This is a genomic window from Pseudomonas sp. NPDC090208, assembly GCF_044746785.1.
Lineage (GTDB): Bacteria > Pseudomonadota > Gammaproteobacteria > Pseudomonadales > Pseudomonadaceae > Aquipseudomonas.
Map to the genome: position 1 here is coordinate 1 of NZ_JBIVCU010000003.1, position 16,099 is coordinate 16,099.

Here is a 16,099-nt window from a genome sequence, read left to right on the forward strand (position 1 = left end):
GCTGAATGCCATGGTTCGGGATGGAAAACCATGGCAAGACTCGCCTGCCAGCCGTTAGTCGGGTGGGAGGCTTAAGACAGTTGGCTCCCTCCCACAGTGGTTATGTGTACGGGGTGGCGGCGGTGGTGATCCTGCAGACGCTACCGTCAGCAAGCCGGAGTGCTACGGAATACGCTGAAATCGCTGTAGCATCGGCTGTCCAAGCCGCCAGGGGCCGTGTGTACCGTGAATATCGACACCCGCATCAAATTCCGTCACCTCGTGTGTTTTCTTGAAGTTGCGCGTCAGGGCTCGCTGGCCAAGGCGGCGGACAAGCTCGCCATCAGTCAGCCAGCGCTGTCGAAAACCCTCAAGGAGCTGGAAGGCTTGCTCTCGGCCAGTCTGTTCGTGCGCAGCAAGAGCGGGGCGGCGTTGACCGAGGCGGGGGTGGCGTTCATGCGCTACGCCGGGCCGAGTGTGCAGGCGTTGCGGGAAGGGGTGAACAGCCTGCGCTCCGGCGAGCATGAGCCGGTCGCGGTGCGGCTGGGCGTGCTGTCCACCGTGGAAAGCCTGCTGGTGCCGGAGGTGATCCGCCGTCTGCACGAGCGTCATCCGGCGTTGGTGGTCAGCGTTGCCACCGGCCCCAGCGCGTACCTGCTCTCGCAACTGCGCCTGGGTGAGCTGGATCTGGTGGTCGGCCGGATGACCGACAGCCCGCAGATTCTCGGCCTGAGTTTCGAGCACCTGTACAGCGAGTCGATGACCCTGGTGGTGCGCGTCGGCCATCCGCTGCTTGCGGCAGACGCCGGCTCGACCCTGGAGGACTTCCCCCTGGTGCTGCCCCTGGCCGGCACCACCATCCGCAAGTTCGCCGACAGCCTGTTCGTTCAGTACGGCATCAGCCCGTCGCGCCAGCGTCTGGAAACCCTGTCGCTGACCCTCAGCCACCGTTACGTGCAATGTAGCGATGCAGTGTGGATCGCGCCGTTCGATGCCGTGCGGCAGGACCTCAGCCGTGGCGAATTGATGGAGTTGCAGTTGGGCATCCGCGAACCGGGCGGTTCGGTGGGGCTGTGCAGCAACCCGGCATTGCCATTGGCGATTGCCGCACAGTGGTGCGTGGAGGTCTTGCGCGAGGTAGGGCAGTCCTACCGTGAAGGCGGCTTTCCACAAGAGCAGCCATAACGCTATCCATAACCAAACGGTTATGGATGCCGTGCATTTTTTCAGTTTTGCCGAGGTCGTCGACGCGGGACACTGCGTCGACACCTGTTCTTTGATGACAGGCACAGACCTCCAATAACGAAAAAAGGAGACCGGCATGTCCGACGCCCCTGACAGCCGCTTCGCCATTCGCGACCGCAATTGGCACCCCAAAGCCCTGACGCCTGATTACAAGACTTCCATCCTCCGTTCGCCGCGCCAGGCGCTGGTGAGCATTCCGCAATCAGTGTCGGAAACCACCGGTCCGGATTTCTCCCATCTGCAGTTCGGTCGTCATGACCACGACCTGCTGCTCAACTTCGACAACGGCGGCCTGCCCATCGGCGAGCGCATCATCGTTGCCGGCCGGGTCATCGACCAGTACGGCAAGCCGGTGCCACACACCCTTGTGGAAATGTGGCAGGCCAACGCGGGCGGTCGCTACCGGCACAAGAAGGACGCCTACCTGGCGCCGCTGGACCCGAATTTCGGTGGCGTCGGTCGTTGCCTGACCGACCGTGACGGCAATTACAGTTTCCGCACCATCAAGCCCGGTCCGTACCCATGGCGCAACGGCCCCAACGACTGGCGCCCGGCGCATATCCATTTCTCGATCAGTGGCCCGTCGATTGCCACGCGCCTGATCACCCAGCTGTATTTCGAAGGCGACCCGCTGATAGGCATGTGCCCGATCGTCAAGTCCATCGCTGACCCCGATGCGGTGCAGAGCCTGATCGCCCGGCTCGACATGAGCATGGCCAATCCGATGGATTGCCTGGCTTACCGTTTTGACATCGTGCTGCGCGGCCAGCGCAGGACCCACTTCGAAAACGTCTGAGGAGCGCTGCCATGCCCGTTCAATTGCTGCCGGACACCCCTTCGCAAACCGCCGGCCCCTACGTTCACATCGGCCTGGCACTGGAAGCCGCCGGTAACCCGCCCCGCGAGCAGGAAATCTGGAACGAGATGGCCAAGCCTGCGGCGCCTGGCGAGCACATTCTGCTGCTCGGCCATGTCTATGACGGCAACGGCCACCTGATTCGCGACTCGTTCCTGGAGTTCTGGCAGGCCAATGCCGACGGTGTGTACGACGCCGATTATGACCTGCGCAAGGACTTCAACAGCTTCGGCCGCACCGCCACTACCGATGAAGGTGAATGGCTGGTCAAGACGGTCAAGCCCGGCGTGGTGCGCAATGCCGCCGGTGTGCCGATGGCGCCCCACGTCAATGTTTCGCTGTTTGCCCGGGGGATCAACATTCACCTGCACACGCGCCTGTACTTCGACGATGAAGCCGAAGGCAACGCCGTGGACCCGGTGCTGAACCTGATCGAGCAGCCCCAGCGTCGGCAGACGCTGATAGCCCGTCGTTGCAACGTCGACGGCAAGTTGGCCTATCGTTTCGACATCCGCGTGCAGGGCGCCGATGAAACCGTGTTCTTCGATTTCTGAGCGGGGCACAGACCGTGAATCCTTCGGGCAATCAACTGTTTGACCGTTATTTCAGCACCGAGCCGATGCGGGCGATCTTCTCCGACCACGGCCGGGTGCAGGGCATGCTTGATTTTGAAGCGGCCCTGGCGCGTGCCCAAGCGGGGCTGGGAGTGATCCCGGCCGACGTGGTCGCCGATATCGCCGCTGCCTGTGATGCCGGGTTGTACGATTTCGAAGCGCTGGCCGTAGCCATCGGCAATGCCGGCAACTCGGCGATTCCGCTGGTCAAGGCGCTGGGCCGGCAGATCGCCGCCCGCAATCCGACCGCCGAGCGTTACGTGCACATGGGCGCCACCAGCCAGGACGCCATGGACAGCGGGCTGATTCTGCAATTGCGCAGTGCCATCCATTTGCTGGAGGCTGATCTTGAAGTTCTGGCCGACAGCCTGGCGCTGCAGGCCAACCTGTACGCGGCGCTGCCGATGTCGGGCCGCACCTGGCTGCAGCAAGCTACGCCGGTGACCCTCGGCGCCAAGATCGCCGGCTGGCTGGGTGCTGTCACCCGTCATCGACAGCGCCTGGCCGAGCTCAAGCCGCGTTTGCTGTGTCTGCAGTTCGGCGGTGCGTCGGGCAGCCTGGCGGCGCTGGGCGAAAGTGCGTTCCCAGTGGCCGAAGCATTGGCCCGCGAACTGGATCTGCACGTGCCGGATCAGCCCTGGCACACCCAACGCGACCGATTGGTCGAAATGGCTGGATGGTTGGGATTGGTCGCCGGTAGCCTGGGCAAGATCGGTCGCGACATCAGCCTGTTGATGCAGACCGAAGCCGGCGAAGTGTTCGAGCCGGCAGCGGCGGGCAAAGGTGGTTCGTCGACCATGCCGCATAAACGCAACCCGGTGGGTGCCGCCGTGCTGATCAGTGCTGCGACCCGTGCGCCGGGGCTGGTGGCGACGATGTACAGCGCCATGCCCCAGGAGCATGAGCGCAGCCTCGGACTGTGGCATGCCGAATGGGAAACCCTGCCGGAGCTGTGCTGCCTGGTGTCGGGTGCTCTGCAACAGGCGCTGGCCGTGGTGCCGGCGCTTGAGGTGGATGCCGAGCGCATGGCGCAGAATCTGCAACTGACCCACGGGCTGGTGCTGGCCGAGGCGGTGAGCATCGCCCTGGCGCAACGCATCGGTCGCGATGCCGCGCATCACCTGATCGAACGCTGCTGCCGCCGTGCCGTCGAGCAGGGCGTGCATCTGCGTGAGGTGCTGGGTGCCGAGGCCGAGGTCACCGCGCAGCTGTCGGCGGCAACGCTGGATACACTGCTCGACCCGGCCCACTATCTGGGTCAGTCACAGCGCTGGGTCAAGCGCGCCGTGGCCGAGCATCAGGCTTTCAACTCCCTCTGATTTGAATGGACGGAACCGCAATGGACGAAAAACAACGTTACGACGCTGGCATGCAAGTGCGTCGCGCTGTGCTGGGCGATGCCCACGTGGATCGCAGCCTGGAAAAACTCACACCGTTCAACAGTGAGTTCCAGGAAATGATCACCCGCCATGCCTGGGGCGACATCTGGACCCGCCCGGGCCTGCCACGCCACACCCGCAGCCTGATCACCATCGCCATGCTGATCGGCATGAACCGCGAAGGCGAACTGCGCCTGCACCTTCGCGCCGCGAAAAACAACGGCGTGACCCGCGACGAGATCAAGGAAGTGCTGATGCAGAGCGCTATCTATTGCGGCATTCCGGCGGCCAACGCGACGTTCCACCTCGCTGAAGAGGTGTGGAATGAGTTGGGGGTGGAGTCGCTTCAGGACTGATGCCCGCCGGCTTGGAGTTTGTCGTGTGGGAGCGAATTCGCGATAAGGCACTCTGGACGACAGTGATCTGTTGCCCGGAATGCCGCATCGCGAATGAATTCGCTCCCACAAAGGTACGCAGCCTACAAAATCGACAACGGATAGCTGATGATCAGCCGGTTCTCATCGAACTGATTGCTGCTGAAATCCCGGCGCATGGTCGAGTTACGCCATCTCACCGACAGGTTCTTCAGGCTGCCAGCCTGGATCACGTAGGCCAGTTCCGATTCTCGTGCCCATTCCTCGCCATCGCTGATGCTGCCGACATGGGCGTTGTCACCCTTGATGTAGCGGTTCATCAGGGTCAGACCGGGCACGCCCAGCACAACGAAGTCGAAGTCATGGCGCACCTGCCAGGAACGCTCCCGGGCGTTGTCGAAGCTTGAGTTGTAGCTGTCATTGGCCAAAGTGCCGCCGCTGGTGCCGTTGATCCGCATCCAGGCGTTGTCGCCGCTGACTTTCTGCAAACCGACATAGAAGGTGCTGGCCTTGTAGCGCGCCGACAGCATCGCCGACCACGTGCGGTTGTCCAGATCGCCGGCCAGGGCGCTGCCGTCTTCCTTGCCGATGAAGTAACTGAGGTTGGCGCCCAGTACCCAGTCACCGAGCGGCTGGCTATGGATCAGGTTGAAGTATTTTTGCTGGTAGATGTCTTCCAGTTGCGCGTACCAGACGCCGACCTGGGTGTGCCTGTCGTTGAAGCTGTATTCGACGCCGCCGAAGTTGAAGCGGTCCGAGGTGAACGCCGCCTTGCCGGTCATGGACATGTTTTCCATGCTTGCGTCGTTGCGTGGGCTGTTGCCGCGGAACTGGCCGCCGTAGAAGGTCAGGCCGGCGATTTCCTTCGAGGTGACCTGTCCGCCGCGAAATGTCTGCGGCAGCGAACGACCGTCGTCGGCGCGCAGGATCGGCAACACCGGCATCCATTCGCCGACCTTCAGTTCGGTATTCGATACCTTCATTTTCGCCGCCGCGGCCAGCCGCCCGAAATCATCGGCAGGGCGCCCGTCATCGTGAATGGGCAACAACTGCGTGCCGCCCGAACCCTTGCCGCCGTCGAGCTTGACCGAGTACAGCCCCAGCACATCAAGGCCGAAACCCACGGTGCCCGGCGTATAGCCGGAGCGGGCATCGAGAATGAAGTTCTGCGTCCATTCCTGGGCACCACTTTGCGGGTAAGCGGGATCGACGAAATTGCGGTTGATGAAGAAGTTGCGCAGGTTCAGCCCGACCTTCGCGTCTTCGACGAAACCCTCGGCCCGGACGGGCAGCGAGGTAAGGGCGCCAGCGGCAATGGCGACGGTCAAACCGCCGAGAACAGGGGATTTGCTGTGCATCGTTTGGACCTTTTTTGTAGTTATTGGCAGCGCGAAACTGAGGTCCATGGTGCGAGGGCGGCACAGCCGGAACAATCGCGGAAATGCAGTTTTGTGCGGTGATCGAACATTAATTAACTGGTTCGTACATTTGTCTTTGAGAGATGTAAGACGCTGCCGATATCGTTGTCATACCGCTGCGACAGCCGCATAGGAAATGACGCCACCGGCCGGTCAGAAAACAACGGAATGTGTGAGGTTTGTTTGGTTATCCGACAACTCCTTCTATATTCTTTCCGTGTCTAACCAAGTGCTCGCAGAGGCAACAGACCCACCCTGTATTCATGCACGGCCAAAGGAAAACCGATGAGTACCCCCAGTACGCCGCTCTCCGGCGTCAACAAGCCCCTCAAGGGCATCGCGCTGATTGTTCTTGCGACCTTTTTGTTTTCCAGTCACGACACCCTGTCCAAATACCTCTCCGGCATTTACCCGATCATGATGGTGGTCTGGGTGCGCTACGTGGTGCACACCGGGCTGATGGCGTGCATCTTCATGCCGTCTTCCGGGCTGCGGGTGCTGCGCACCAAAAAGCCGCTGTTGCAGGCACTGCGTGCGGTGTGTCTGCTTGGTACGAGCCTGCTGTTTACCAGCGGGCTGATGTTCATCCCGATCGCCGAGGCCACGGCGGTGAACTTTCTTGCGCCGCTGCTCGTGACGGCGTTGTCGGTGCCGCTGCTCAAGGAAAGCGTCTCGCGCGGGCAGTGGATCGCGGTGCTGGTCGGTTTCAGCGGGGTGATGGTGATCGTCCATCCGGGCGGTGAACTGTTCACCCCGGCGGTGCTGCTGCCACTGGGCTCGGCGCTGTGTTTTGCCTGCTATCAACTGCTGACCCGGGTGGTCGCAGCCTACGACAGCCCGACCACCAGCAACTTCTTCGCCGGGCTGTTCAACAGTTTGTTGATGAGCGCCATCGTGCCGTTCTTCTGGCAGTCGCCGGAGTGGAAACACATTCCGTTCATGTTGGCGCTGGGCACCTGCGGGATGGTCGCGCACCTGATGCTGACCCAGGCCTTCCGCTTCGCTGCGCCGGCATTGCTGGCGCCGTTCGGTTACTGCCAGATCGTGTTTGCCGGGTTGTGGGGGTATCTGGTGTTCAACCACGCGCCTTCACTCACCGCCCAGGCGGGCATCGCGATCATCTGCCTCAGCGGCCTGGCGGCGGCGTGGCAGCAGCGCAAGAAGGGCGGGTAGCGACGGACTCGGAGATGGGGTGATTCTCTGTGGGAGCGAATTCATTCGCGAAGGGTATTTCAGCTCACACAGATCTGTTGCCCGGGACGCCGCATCGCGAATGAATTCGCTCCCACAAGGGATGGCGCGTCCGGCTGGCTGGCTGGCGTCGGCGCTCTCAAGGCCGCTGTCGCTGGCAAGCCAGGCTGTTACAGATCGGTTTACACCATTGCATTTGATTCTGGCCGCAGGCCGTGGGAGCCGGCTTGCTGGCGAAGGCGTTGGATCAGCCAACATCGATGTGTCCAACAGCCCCGGTTCGCCAGCAAGCCGGCTCCTACAGGCTGAAAATGACGCGGCCCGGCGGACGGAATCGTCCCACCGGGCCGGATAACCAAGTAAATGCTCTGGCCGGATCAGTCGACCGCTTCAACCTTGCGCGGCGCCATGAAGTACATCCACACCAGCGCGATGAAATACATCGCCGGGATCAGGGTGAACAGCACCGCATAGTTGTTGTGGGTGGCGGTCAGGACGGCACCGACGATCTGGGTCATGAACATGCCGCCAATCGCCGCACACATGCCGCCGAAGCCGAACACGGTGCTCATCATGTGCTTGGGCGTGTAGTCCATCACCAGGCTCCAGATATTCGCCGTCCAGGCCTGGTGTGCACCCACCGCCAGGGCGATCGCGGCCACCGCGACCCACAGTCCGCTGGCATTGGCTGCAAATACCACGCTGACGATGGTCAGGGCGAAGATCAGCATCGAGACCAGCCGCGAAGTGGTCGGCTTTACGCCACGACCGATCAGCCACGAGGAGAGGATGCCGCCGCCGATGCTGCCGAAGTCGGCGGTGAGCCAGATCAACATCAGTGGCACGCCCATCTGGGTCACGCTGATGCCCAGGTTGTATTGCTGGTTGAGGAACGGCGGCAGCCAGTACAGGTAGAACCAGAACACCGGTGCGGTCATCGCGTACGCCAAGGCGAAGGCCCAGGTGCCGCGCATTTTCAGGATGCGTGAGAACGGCACCTTGACGGGCTCGGGCTCGGCTTCACCGTTGTTGATGTAATCCAGCTCGCTCTGACGCACGGTCGGGTGCTCTTCAGGGTTGAAGTACTTCAGACGCCAGACGACCACCCAGCTCAGACCCAGCACGCCCATGCAGATGAACGCTGCCTGCCAGCCCCAGACGCTGAGAATCAGCGGCAGCAGCGCAGGGGTGACCATGGCGCCGACGTTGGTGCCGGCGTTGAAGATACCGGTGGCCACCGCGCGTTCACCGGCCGGGAACCACAGGCGGGTGGTCTTGACGCAGGCCGGGTAGTTGGCTGCCTCGGTAATCCCGAGAATGAAGCGGCAGACCATGAAGCCCACCGCTGAGGTCGCCAGACCATGGGCGCCGGTGGCGAAGCTCCACAACAGCACGGCGAGGAAGAAGGCGCGTTTGACGCCGACACGATCAATGAAGCGGCCCTGCAGGACGAAGCCCACGGCGTAGCCGACCTGGAACCAAAAGTTGATGTTGGCGTAATCCATCGCCGTCCAGCTCATCTGTTTGGCCAGGATCGGTTGCATGACGCCCAGGGCGGCGCGGTCGATGTAGTTCAGAGCGGTGGCGAAAAACACCAGCGCCAGCATGCCCCAGCGGGTCTTGCCGACGGCGAGGGCGCCACGGATCTTTTCGCCGATCCCGGCATGGGGGTGTACCGGGGTGGCTGCGGCGGGCGCAGGAGTAGCAGGGTATGAGCGCATGAGCATTTAACCTGTCTTGGAATTGTTATGGTCTGGTTCGGGTGGTGCGTAACCGGTGCAAGGCGGCACCGGGTGAAAGCCGTGAACGTCTACCTTGTCCGACAATGTGAGAACGATGTTGGACACCGGCAACAGGAGCGTCAATTGACCGAAAACGCTTTTGGGCGATTACCGAACACAAAACTAACCAGTTCGTACATTTAAATTGCTGTCTGAGAATACCGGGAGAATAATCGCATTAACACCTGAGCAGGGCGTCACAGAACAGCCAGTCGGGTGAGAACACGATGTCGAACACTCGGGAGTCAGAACATGCAGCGCTCGATTGCCACCGTTTGCTTGAGCGGTACCCTGCCGGAAAAGCTTGAAGCCATTGCCGCCGCGGGGTTCGACGGCGTGGAGATATTTGAAAACGACCTGTTGTACTACGACGGCAGCCCGCGCAACGTGCGGCAGATGTGCGCCGACCTGGGCATCGCCATCACCCTGTTTCAGCCGTTCCGCGATTTCGAAGGCTGCCGCCGCGACCGCCTGCAGCGCAACCTCGATCGCGTCGAGCGCAAGTTCGATCTGATGCAGGAGTTGGGCACTGATCTGGTGCTGGTCTGCAGCAACACTGCCAGCGATTCGCTGGGTGACGAACGCGTGCTGCTCGACGATCTGGCGCTGCTGGCCGAACGTGCCGGCGCGCGCAACCTGCGGGTGGGTTACGAAGCACTGGCCTGGGGTCGGCATGTCAACACCTGGCAGCAAGTGTGGAATCTGGTTCGTCAGGTCGACCATCCGGCCCTTGGCGTGCTGCTGGACAGCTTCCACACGCTGTCGCTGAAGGGTGATCCGAGCGCCATTGCCGATATCCCCGGCGACAAGATCTTTTTCGTGCAGATGGCCGATGCGCCACTGCTGGCGATGGACGTGCTGGAGTGGAGCCGGCATTTCCGCTGCTTCCCGGGTCAGGGCGAGTTCGACCTGCCGGGCTTCCTCGCGCCGATCCTGCGTAGCGGCTACACCGGCCCGCTGTCGCTGGAGGTGTTCAACGACGGTTTCCGTGCGGCGCCGACCCGTGCCAACGCTGCCGATGGCCTGCGCTCGCTGCTGTATCTGGAAGAGAAAACCCGCAAGCTGCTGGAGCAAGAAGCACAGCCGGTCGAGCCGCAACTGCTGTTCAATCCACCGGCAGCCAGCCGTTATGACGGCGTCGAGTTTCTCGAATTCGCGGTGGATGATGCTCAAGGCGCGCGTCTGGCCGGCTGGCTGGAAAAGCTTGGTTTTGCGACCCTGGGTCAACACCGGTCCAAGGCGGTGAGCCTGTTGGGGCAGGGCGATATCAAGATCGTGCTCAACGCCGAACCCTATTCGTTTGCCCACAGTTTCTTTGAATCCCACGGTCCGTCGCTGTGCGCCACGGCCTTGCGGGTCGACAAGGGTAACGCCGCGCTGGAGCGGGCGCGGCAGTACAAGGGCCAGCCTTATCGCGGCCTGGTCGGGCCAAACGAGCGGGAAATTCCGGCCGTGCGTGCTCCGGACGGCAGCCTGATCTATCTGGTCGAGGGCGCCGAGCCGGGCCAGTCGATCTACGACAGCGATTTCCAGATCAATGCTCAGGCGCCCACGAATGGCGGGCTGCAGCGCATCGATCACATGGCCATGGCGCTGCCGGCCGACAGCCTCGACAGCTGGGTGCTGTTCTACAAGAGCGTGCTGGATTTCAAGGCGGACGACGAAGTGGTGCTGCCTGACCCTTACGGTCTGGTGAAGAGCCGCGCGGTGCGCAGCCAGTGCAGCACCGTGCGCCTGCCGCTGAACATCTCGGAGAACCGCAACACCGCGATTGCCCATGCGTTGTCCAGCTATCGTGGCAGTGGCGTGCACCATATCGCCTTCGCCTGTGACGATATCTTTGCCCAGATCGCCCGGGCCAAAGAAGCTGGCGTGCAACTGCTGGACATACCGCTGAACTACTACGACGACCTCGCGGCGCGCTTCGATTTCGACGACGAATTCCTCAGCGAGCTGGCCTACTACAACGTCCTGTACGACCGCGATGCCAACGGCGGAGAACTGTTCCACGTCTACACCGAGGCGTTTGACGGGCGTTTCTTCTTTGAAATCCTGCAGCGCAAGAATGGCTATGTCGGCTACGGTGCGGCCAACGTGGCGGTACGCCTGGCGGCGATGGCCAAATCGCGCAGCGCCACTGCGCGCCAGGCACGCTTGTGAGTGAGCCGTGATGGCATGCTGGCATATGCCGCTTCCGTAACGGCGCCGTGCGGCTCATAATCGCCCGATTCCACCGTGGTCGTGAGCCAAGCATGAAAACTGTCGATGCCCAGGCGCCCGTAGAGGCCCCGCGCAAGAGCCGCAAGAACAATCCGGAAAAAACCCGCGACGGTATCCTTCAGGCGGCCGTCGCCGAGTTTGTCGCCCAGGGGCTGTCGGGCGCACGGGTCGATTCCATCGCCGAACGGACGCAAACTTCTAAACGGATGATCTACTACTACTTCAACAGCAAAGAGCAGTTGTACGGCGAAGTGCTGGAGAAGTTGTATGGCGACATCCGCACCACGGAAAGTGGCCTGAAGCTCGATGTGCTGGAGCCGATGGAGGCGATCAAACGTCTGGTCGAGTTCACCTTCGATCACCATGACCGTAACGTCGACTTCGTCCGTATCGTCTGCATCGAGAACATTCACAACGGCGACAACGTCAAACAGTCGCCGACCATCCGCACTCTGAGCCAGCACGTGCTGCAGGCGCTGGACGAAACCTTGCGTCGGGGCGAACAGGAAGGCGTGTTCCGCAGTGGTGTACAGGCCGTCGACCTGCACATGCTGATCAGTTCGTTCTGCTTCTACCGCGTTTCCAACCGCCACACCTTTTCCGAGATTTTCCAGATCAACCTGGAGGAAGAAGAGGTGAAAACGCGGCACAAGGCGATGATCACCGATTCGGTGATGCGCTATCTGATGCCTTGACGGGGCGTCTGCCCGCGAACGTGGTGAGTCATCTGATATTGCGGCGTCTGACATGACGCCTTCGCGACCCTCGCGACCTCGGATCCCTCCCACGGCCTTCGGCCAGAGTCGAAGTCAGAGTAGCCAGTGAATTCGTGGCAGTGCAGGTCTGTCAGGGATCTGCTGATCAGACAGTTCAGGTGATCACACCGATCCATTGTGGGAGGGAGCCCTGCTCGCGAAGGCGTCCGGTCAGTCGATACGATGTCGACAGAACTTCCGCGATCGCGAGCAGAGTTCCCTCCCACGGCCTTCAGCAGAATCGAAAGCCAGAGTATCCAGCGAGTTCATGGCAGTGCGTATCAGCCGTTCAACGTACCGAAAAACGCCTGCATCCGTGCCGCGTCGGCCGGATAGCCGCTGAACAGTTCGAACGCCTTGACCGCTTGAAACACCGCCATGGCGCCGCCGTCCAGGGTGCGGCAGCCCAGACGGCGGGCGTGGGCGAGCAGTTCGGTTTCCAGCGGGAAGTAGACAATCTCTGCCACCCACAACGCTGCGCGAAGCAACTCGGGCGGAACCGGGGTGCCCGGCAGTTTGCTCATGCCCACCGGGGTGGTGTTCACCAGACCGTCGGCTTCAGCCATGCTCTGTGGCAGATTCTCACCGACCCGGGCGCGACCGCTCCCGAAGTGGCCATTCAGGTTGTCCACCAGACTCTGTGCTCGCGCCGGATCGACATCGAAAATGCTCAACACCTCGACACCCTCGCTGAGCAGCGCATGGGCCACCGCAGCACCGGCGCCACCCGCGCCCATTTGCACCACACGCTGACGCTTCACATCGTCCAGGCCGCGCCGAAAACCTTCGGCAAAGCCCAGACAATCGGTGTTATGGCCGATGCGCTTGCCATCCTTGAACACCACAGTATTGACCGCACCGATGCAACGGACCTCGTCGGACAGCTCGTCGAGCAGTGGAATCACCGCCTGCTTACACGGAAAGGTGATGTTCAGCCCGGTAAAGCCGTTGCGCTGAGCGCCGTCGAGTAGCTGCGGCAGGGCGGTGATATCGAGCCTCAGCGCATCCAGATCGATGATCCGGTACAGGTAGCGCATGCCTTGGGCGTCGCCCTCATGCTCGTGCAGCGCGGGGGTGCGGGAGGCCTGGATACCGGCGCCGATCAGGCCGGCCAGAATGGAGGGTTTGCGTGGATTTGTGGTCATGGCGATCCGCTCTTGTTATTCGATGCCCCGGGCTCGGGACTACAGACATGAGCAAAATGTACCAGATAGTTAATTTTGCAAAAGTACCTCTGGGGCAGGCTTTCATGCAATCCGTTCGGTAATCGCCCGAATCCGTTCGTGCAGGGCCGAGCGGTGTTGCCTACTGTCTAAAAGCACCACCCGCACTGCGCGCTTTGACTATTGCCCCGTGGCGCGACAGGGCGGAGTATTTCCTGCACTCCAACAATAAAAGTGAAAGGACGACACAATCATGCAGATCGAAGGCAAGGTATTTCTGGTCAGCGGCGGCGCCTCCGGCCTGGGCGCGGCCACTGCGCAGATGCTGATCGAAGCAGGCGCCAGGGTCATGTTGGTGGATGTCAACGCCGAGGCGCTGACGGCGCAGGTTCAGGCACTGGGCGACAAGGCCCGTGCCAGCGTCGCCGACATCACGTCGGAAAGCGCCGCCCAGGCGGCGGTGAACAAGACCTTGAGCGAATTCGGCCAGCTCAACGGGCTGGTCAACTGCGCCGGAATCGTCGGCGCAGAGAAAGTCCTCGGCAAGGAAGGCCCACACGGCCTCGACAGTTTCAGCCGGGTCATCAATGTCAACCTGATCGGCAGCTTCAACCTGCTGCGCCTGGCTGCCGCAACCATGGCCGAAGGCGCTGCCGATGAGGGCGGCGAGCGCGGCGTGATCATCAATACCGCCTCGGTGGCGGCTTTCGACGGGCAGATCGGCCAGGCTGCCTATGCCGCCTCCAAAGGCGCCATCGCCAGCCTGACCTTGCCGGCAGCGCGTGAGCTGGCACGCTTCGGCATCCGCGTGATGACCATTGCCCCCGGCATCTTCGAAACGCCGATGATGGCCGGTATGACCCCGCAGGTTCGCGAAAGTCTGGCTGCCGGCGTGCCGTTCCCACCACGCCTGGGCAAGCCTTCCGAATACGCCGCACTGGCGCGGCACATCATCGAAAACAGCATGCTCAACGGCGAGGTGATCCGTCTCGACGGTGCCTTGCGCATGGCCGCGCGCTGATCGAGGAGACATCGACATGTCATTGAACAAACGTCAGACCCTGATCGAAGACCCGGTGGTGATCGTCAGCGCAGTGCGCACGCCCATGGGCGGTTTTCAGGGCGATCTGAAAAGTCTCACCGCGCCGCAACTGGGGGCCGCCGCGATTCGTGCGGCGGTGGAGCGTGCCGGGCTGGTAGCCGCCGATGTCGAACAGGTGCTGTTTGGTTGCGTGTTGCCCGCAGGCCTGGGTCAGGCGCCTGCCCGGCAAGCGGCGCTGGGCGCCGGGCTGGGAATTGCCACGCAATGCACGACCCTGAACAAGATGTGCGGCTCGGGCATGCAGGCCGCGATCCTCGCCCATGACCTGCTGCTGGCCGGCAGCGCCGAGGTGGTGGTGGCCGGCGGCATGGAAAGCATGTCCAACGCCCCGTATCTGCTGGAAAAGGCGCGCAGTGGTTATCGCATGGGCCATGGCCAGATCATCGACCACATGTTTTTCGACGGGCTGGAAGACGCCTATCAGCGCGGTCGTCTGATGGGCACTTTCGCTGAAGAATGCGCCTCCCTGGAAGGCTTCAGCCGTGAAGCCCAGGACGCGTTCGCCGTGGCCTCGCTGACCCGTGCCCAGGCGGCGATGCGTGAGGGCCGTTTCGAGGCGGAAATCGTGCCGCTGCAGGTCACTGTCGGTAAGGAACAGAAGACCGTCAGCCAGGATGAACAGCCACCGAAGGCGCGGCTGGACAAGATTCCCGAATTGAAACCGGCCTTTCGCGAAGGTGGCACGGTCACGGCCGCCAACTCCAGCTCGATTTCAGATGGTGCGGCAGCGCTGACCTTGATGCGCCAGTCCGAGGCCGCGCGCCGTGGCCTCAAGCCGTTGGCAGTGATTCGCGGCCACGCCGGCTATACCAACCAGCCTGACCTGTTTCCGACAGCCCCCATCGGCGCCATCAATGCGCTGATGGAACGCACCGGCTGGTCGTTGAGCGAAGTGGATCTGTTTGAAATCAACGAAGCCTTCGCGGTGGTCGCTTTGGTCACCATGAGTCACCTGCGCTTGCCCCACGACAGGGTCAACGTCAACGGTGGCGCCTGTGCACTCGGCCATCCGATTGGCGCCTCCGGTGCGCGGATTCTGGTGACGCTGCTGTCGGCGCTGAAGCAGCGTGGCTTGCAACGTGGCGTCGCGGCGATCTGCATTGGCGGCGGCGAAGCGACTGCAATGGCGGTTGAGCTTATGTAAATCAATGAGTTACGACGCAAAGTTAATGTTGCATAAAGTGATTGCTCAAATGCTTTCCATTGAATGAATACGGATACAAAACAATGAGTTACACAACGATTCTGAAAGAAATAAAAGGTCGGGTTGCCCTGATCACCCTCAACCGTCCCGAAGCACTGAACGCCCTGAATTCCCAGCTGATCAGTGAACTCAATCATGCTCTTGATGAATTGGAGAGCAATCGCGATATCGGCTGTATCGTGCTGACAGGCTCAGCCAAGGCGTTCGCTGCCGGCGCCGATATCAAGGAAATGGCCAGCCTGACTTATCCGCAGATCTACCTCGACGACCTGTTCAGCGACAGTGATCGGGTCGCGGCGCGGCGCAAGCCGATCATCGCTGCGGTGGCCGGGTTTGCCCTGGGCGGTGGTTGCGAGCTGGCGCTAATGTGCGATTTCATCCTCGCGGCCGACAATGCCCGTTTCGGCCAGCCGGAAATCAAGCTCGGCGTACTGCCCGGCATGGGGGGCACACAGCGCCTGACCCGGGCGGTGGGCAAGGCCAAGGCCATGGAAATGTGCCTGACCGGGCGCATGATCGATGCAGTGGAAGCCGAGCGTTCGGGGCTGGTGGCGCGCATCGTGCCGCAGGATCAACTGATCGAAGAGGCACTCAAGGTGGCTACATCGATCGCCGAAAAATCCTTGCCGGTCACCATGATGGTCAAGGAAAGCGTCAACCGCGCTTTCGAGGTCAACCTGGCCGAAGGGATCCGCTTCGAACGGCGGATCTTCCATGCCGCGTTCGCCAGTGAAGATCAGAAAGAAGGCATGGCGGCGTTCATCGAGAAGCGTGAGCCGGTGTTCAAGCACCGTTGAAGCCGCAGGTGGACAAGAGCG

The 16,099-nt window shown here is 61.9% G+C and carries 14 protein-coding genes; 11 read left to right on the forward strand and 3 right to left on the reverse strand.

Annotated elements, in window-relative coordinates; genetic code table 11:
* The first annotated feature begins 225 nt into the window (after positions 1-225).
* The 5 genes from pcaQ to pcaC all read left to right on the forward strand — a co-directional run bounded on the left by pcaQ (position 226) and on the right by pcaC (position 4,429).
* The gene (pcaQ, locus tag ACIPL0_RS05855; protein WP_400596014.1) at positions 226-1,164 is read left to right on the forward strand and encodes a pca operon transcription factor PcaQ; all 939 of its coding nucleotides are present in this window, start codon (positions 226-228) and stop codon (positions 1,162-1,164) included.
* Between the two features lie 136 nt (positions 1,165-1,300).
* Positions 1,301-2,020: a protocatechuate 3,4-dioxygenase subunit beta gene (gene pcaH, locus ACIPL0_RS05860; protein WP_400596012.1), complete on the forward strand. Its 720-nt coding sequence runs from the start codon at positions 1,301-1,303 to the stop codon at positions 2,018-2,020.
* An 11-nt stretch (positions 2,021-2,031) separates the two neighbouring features.
* Positions 2,032-2,634, forward strand: a complete 603-nt coding sequence (pcaG, locus tag ACIPL0_RS05865) for a protocatechuate 3,4-dioxygenase subunit alpha (RefSeq protein ID WP_400596010.1) — start codon at positions 2,032-2,034, stop codon at positions 2,632-2,634.
* Between the two features lie 14 nt (positions 2,635-2,648).
* Positions 2,649-4,013: a 3-carboxy-cis,cis-muconate cycloisomerase gene (locus ACIPL0_RS05870; protein WP_400731334.1), complete on the forward strand. Its 1,365-nt coding sequence runs from the start codon at positions 2,649-2,651 to the stop codon at positions 4,011-4,013.
* Between the two features lie 20 nt (positions 4,014-4,033).
* Positions 4,034-4,429, forward strand: coding sequence for a 4-carboxymuconolactone decarboxylase (pcaC, locus tag ACIPL0_RS05875; protein ID WP_400596006.1), 396 nt, complete (start codon positions 4,034-4,036; stop codon positions 4,427-4,429).
* 122 nt (positions 4,430-4,551) lie between these two features.
* Here the strand turns inward: pcaC and ACIPL0_RS05880 are convergent, their stop codons facing one another.
* Entirely contained in the window at positions 4,552-5,805 is a 1,254-nt protein-coding gene (locus tag ACIPL0_RS05880; protein ID WP_400596004.1) for an OprD family porin, read from the reverse strand.
* A gap of 345 nt (positions 5,806-6,150) precedes the next feature.
* On the opposite strand from ACIPL0_RS05880, the gene ACIPL0_RS05885 reads away from it, so the two are divergent.
* Positions 6,151-7,038: a DMT family transporter gene (locus ACIPL0_RS05885; protein WP_400596002.1), complete on the forward strand. Its 888-nt coding sequence runs from the start codon at positions 6,151-6,153 to the stop codon at positions 7,036-7,038.
* A 395-nt stretch (positions 7,039-7,433) separates the two neighbouring features.
* Here the strand turns inward: ACIPL0_RS05885 and ACIPL0_RS05890 are convergent, their stop codons facing one another.
* Positions 7,434-8,777 (reverse strand): MFS transporter, encoded by a 1,344-nt coding sequence (locus tag ACIPL0_RS05890; protein ID WP_400596000.1) that lies wholly within the window; start codon positions 8,775-8,777, stop codon positions 7,434-7,436.
* 312 nt (positions 8,778-9,089) lie between these two features.
* On the opposite strand from ACIPL0_RS05890, the gene quiC reads away from it, so the two are divergent.
* Positions 9,090-10,997, forward strand: a complete 1,908-nt coding sequence (gene quiC, locus ACIPL0_RS05895; protein ID WP_400595998.1) for a 3-dehydroshikimate dehydratase QuiC — start codon at positions 9,090-9,092, stop codon at positions 10,995-10,997.
* A 92-nt stretch (positions 10,998-11,089) separates the two neighbouring features.
* Positions 11,090-11,752 carry a TetR/AcrR family transcriptional regulator gene (locus ACIPL0_RS05900; protein ID WP_400595996.1) on the forward strand — a complete coding sequence of 221 codons (663 nt, stop codon included), beginning with the start codon at positions 11,090-11,092 and terminating at the stop codon, positions 11,750-11,752.
* A 341-nt stretch (positions 11,753-12,093) separates the two neighbouring features.
* Here ACIPL0_RS05900 and ACIPL0_RS05905 read toward each other — a convergent pair whose 3' ends face one another.
* Positions 12,094-12,957, reverse strand: a complete 864-nt coding sequence (locus ACIPL0_RS05905) for a shikimate dehydrogenase (RefSeq protein WP_400595994.1) — start codon at positions 12,955-12,957, stop codon at positions 12,094-12,096.
* Between the two features lie 271 nt (positions 12,958-13,228).
* Between ACIPL0_RS05905 and ACIPL0_RS05910 the strand changes: the two genes are divergently transcribed.
* From ACIPL0_RS05910 to ACIPL0_RS05920, 3 genes are all read left to right on the forward strand, one after another.
* Positions 13,229-13,996: an SDR family NAD(P)-dependent oxidoreductase gene (locus ACIPL0_RS05910; RefSeq protein WP_400595992.1), complete on the forward strand. Its 768-nt coding sequence runs from the start codon at positions 13,229-13,231 to the stop codon at positions 13,994-13,996.
* Positions 13,997-14,012: 16 nt separating this feature from the next.
* A complete protein-coding gene (locus ACIPL0_RS05915; RefSeq protein WP_400731335.1) occupies positions 14,013-15,221 on the forward strand; it encodes an acetyl-CoA C-acyltransferase in 1,209 nt (402 codons plus the stop codon).
* Positions 15,222-15,304: 83 nt separating this feature from the next.
* The gene (locus tag ACIPL0_RS05920; RefSeq protein WP_400595988.1) at positions 15,305-16,078 is read left to right on the forward strand and encodes an enoyl-CoA hydratase; all 774 of its coding nucleotides are present in this window, start codon (positions 15,305-15,307) and stop codon (positions 16,076-16,078) included.
* Positions 16,079-16,099 lie beyond the last annotated feature (21 nt).

Excerpts from the sequence above, each read along its gene's own strand:
- pcaH (WP_400596012.1), top strand. The coding sequence starts at position 1,301 with ATGTCCGACGCCCCTGACAGCCGCTTCGCCATTCGCGACCGCAATTGG.
- pcaG (WP_400596010.1), top strand. The coding sequence starts at position 2,032 with ATGCCCGTTCAATTGCTGCCGGACACCCCTTCGCAAACCGCCGGCCCC.
- pcaC (WP_400596006.1), top strand. The coding sequence starts at position 4,034 with ATGGACGAAAAACAACGTTACGACGCTGGCATGCAAGTGCGTCGCGCT.
- ACIPL0_RS05880 (WP_400596004.1), bottom strand. The coding sequence starts at position 5,805 with ATGCACAGCAAATCCCCTGTTCTCGGCGGTTTGACCGTCGCCATTGCC.
- ACIPL0_RS05885 (WP_400596002.1), top strand. The coding sequence starts at position 6,151 with ATGAGTACCCCCAGTACGCCGCTCTCCGGCGTCAACAAGCCCCTCAAG.
- ACIPL0_RS05890 (WP_400596000.1), bottom strand. The coding sequence starts at position 8,777 with ATGCGCTCATACCCTGCTACTCCTGCGCCCGCCGCAGCCACCCCGGTA.
- quiC (WP_400595998.1), top strand. The coding sequence starts at position 9,090 with ATGCAGCGCTCGATTGCCACCGTTTGCTTGAGCGGTACCCTGCCGGAA.
- ACIPL0_RS05900 (WP_400595996.1), top strand. The coding sequence starts at position 11,090 with ATGAAAACTGTCGATGCCCAGGCGCCCGTAGAGGCCCCGCGCAAGAGC.
- ACIPL0_RS05905 (WP_400595994.1), bottom strand. The coding sequence starts at position 12,957 with ATGACCACAAATCCACGCAAACCCTCCATTCTGGCCGGCCTGATCGGC.
- ACIPL0_RS05910 (WP_400595992.1), top strand. The coding sequence starts at position 13,229 with ATGCAGATCGAAGGCAAGGTATTTCTGGTCAGCGGCGGCGCCTCCGGC.
- ACIPL0_RS05915 (WP_400731335.1), top strand. The coding sequence starts at position 14,013 with ATGTCATTGAACAAACGTCAGACCCTGATCGAAGACCCGGTGGTGATC.
- ACIPL0_RS05920 (WP_400595988.1), top strand. The coding sequence starts at position 15,305 with ATGAGTTACACAACGATTCTGAAAGAAATAAAAGGTCGGGTTGCCCTG.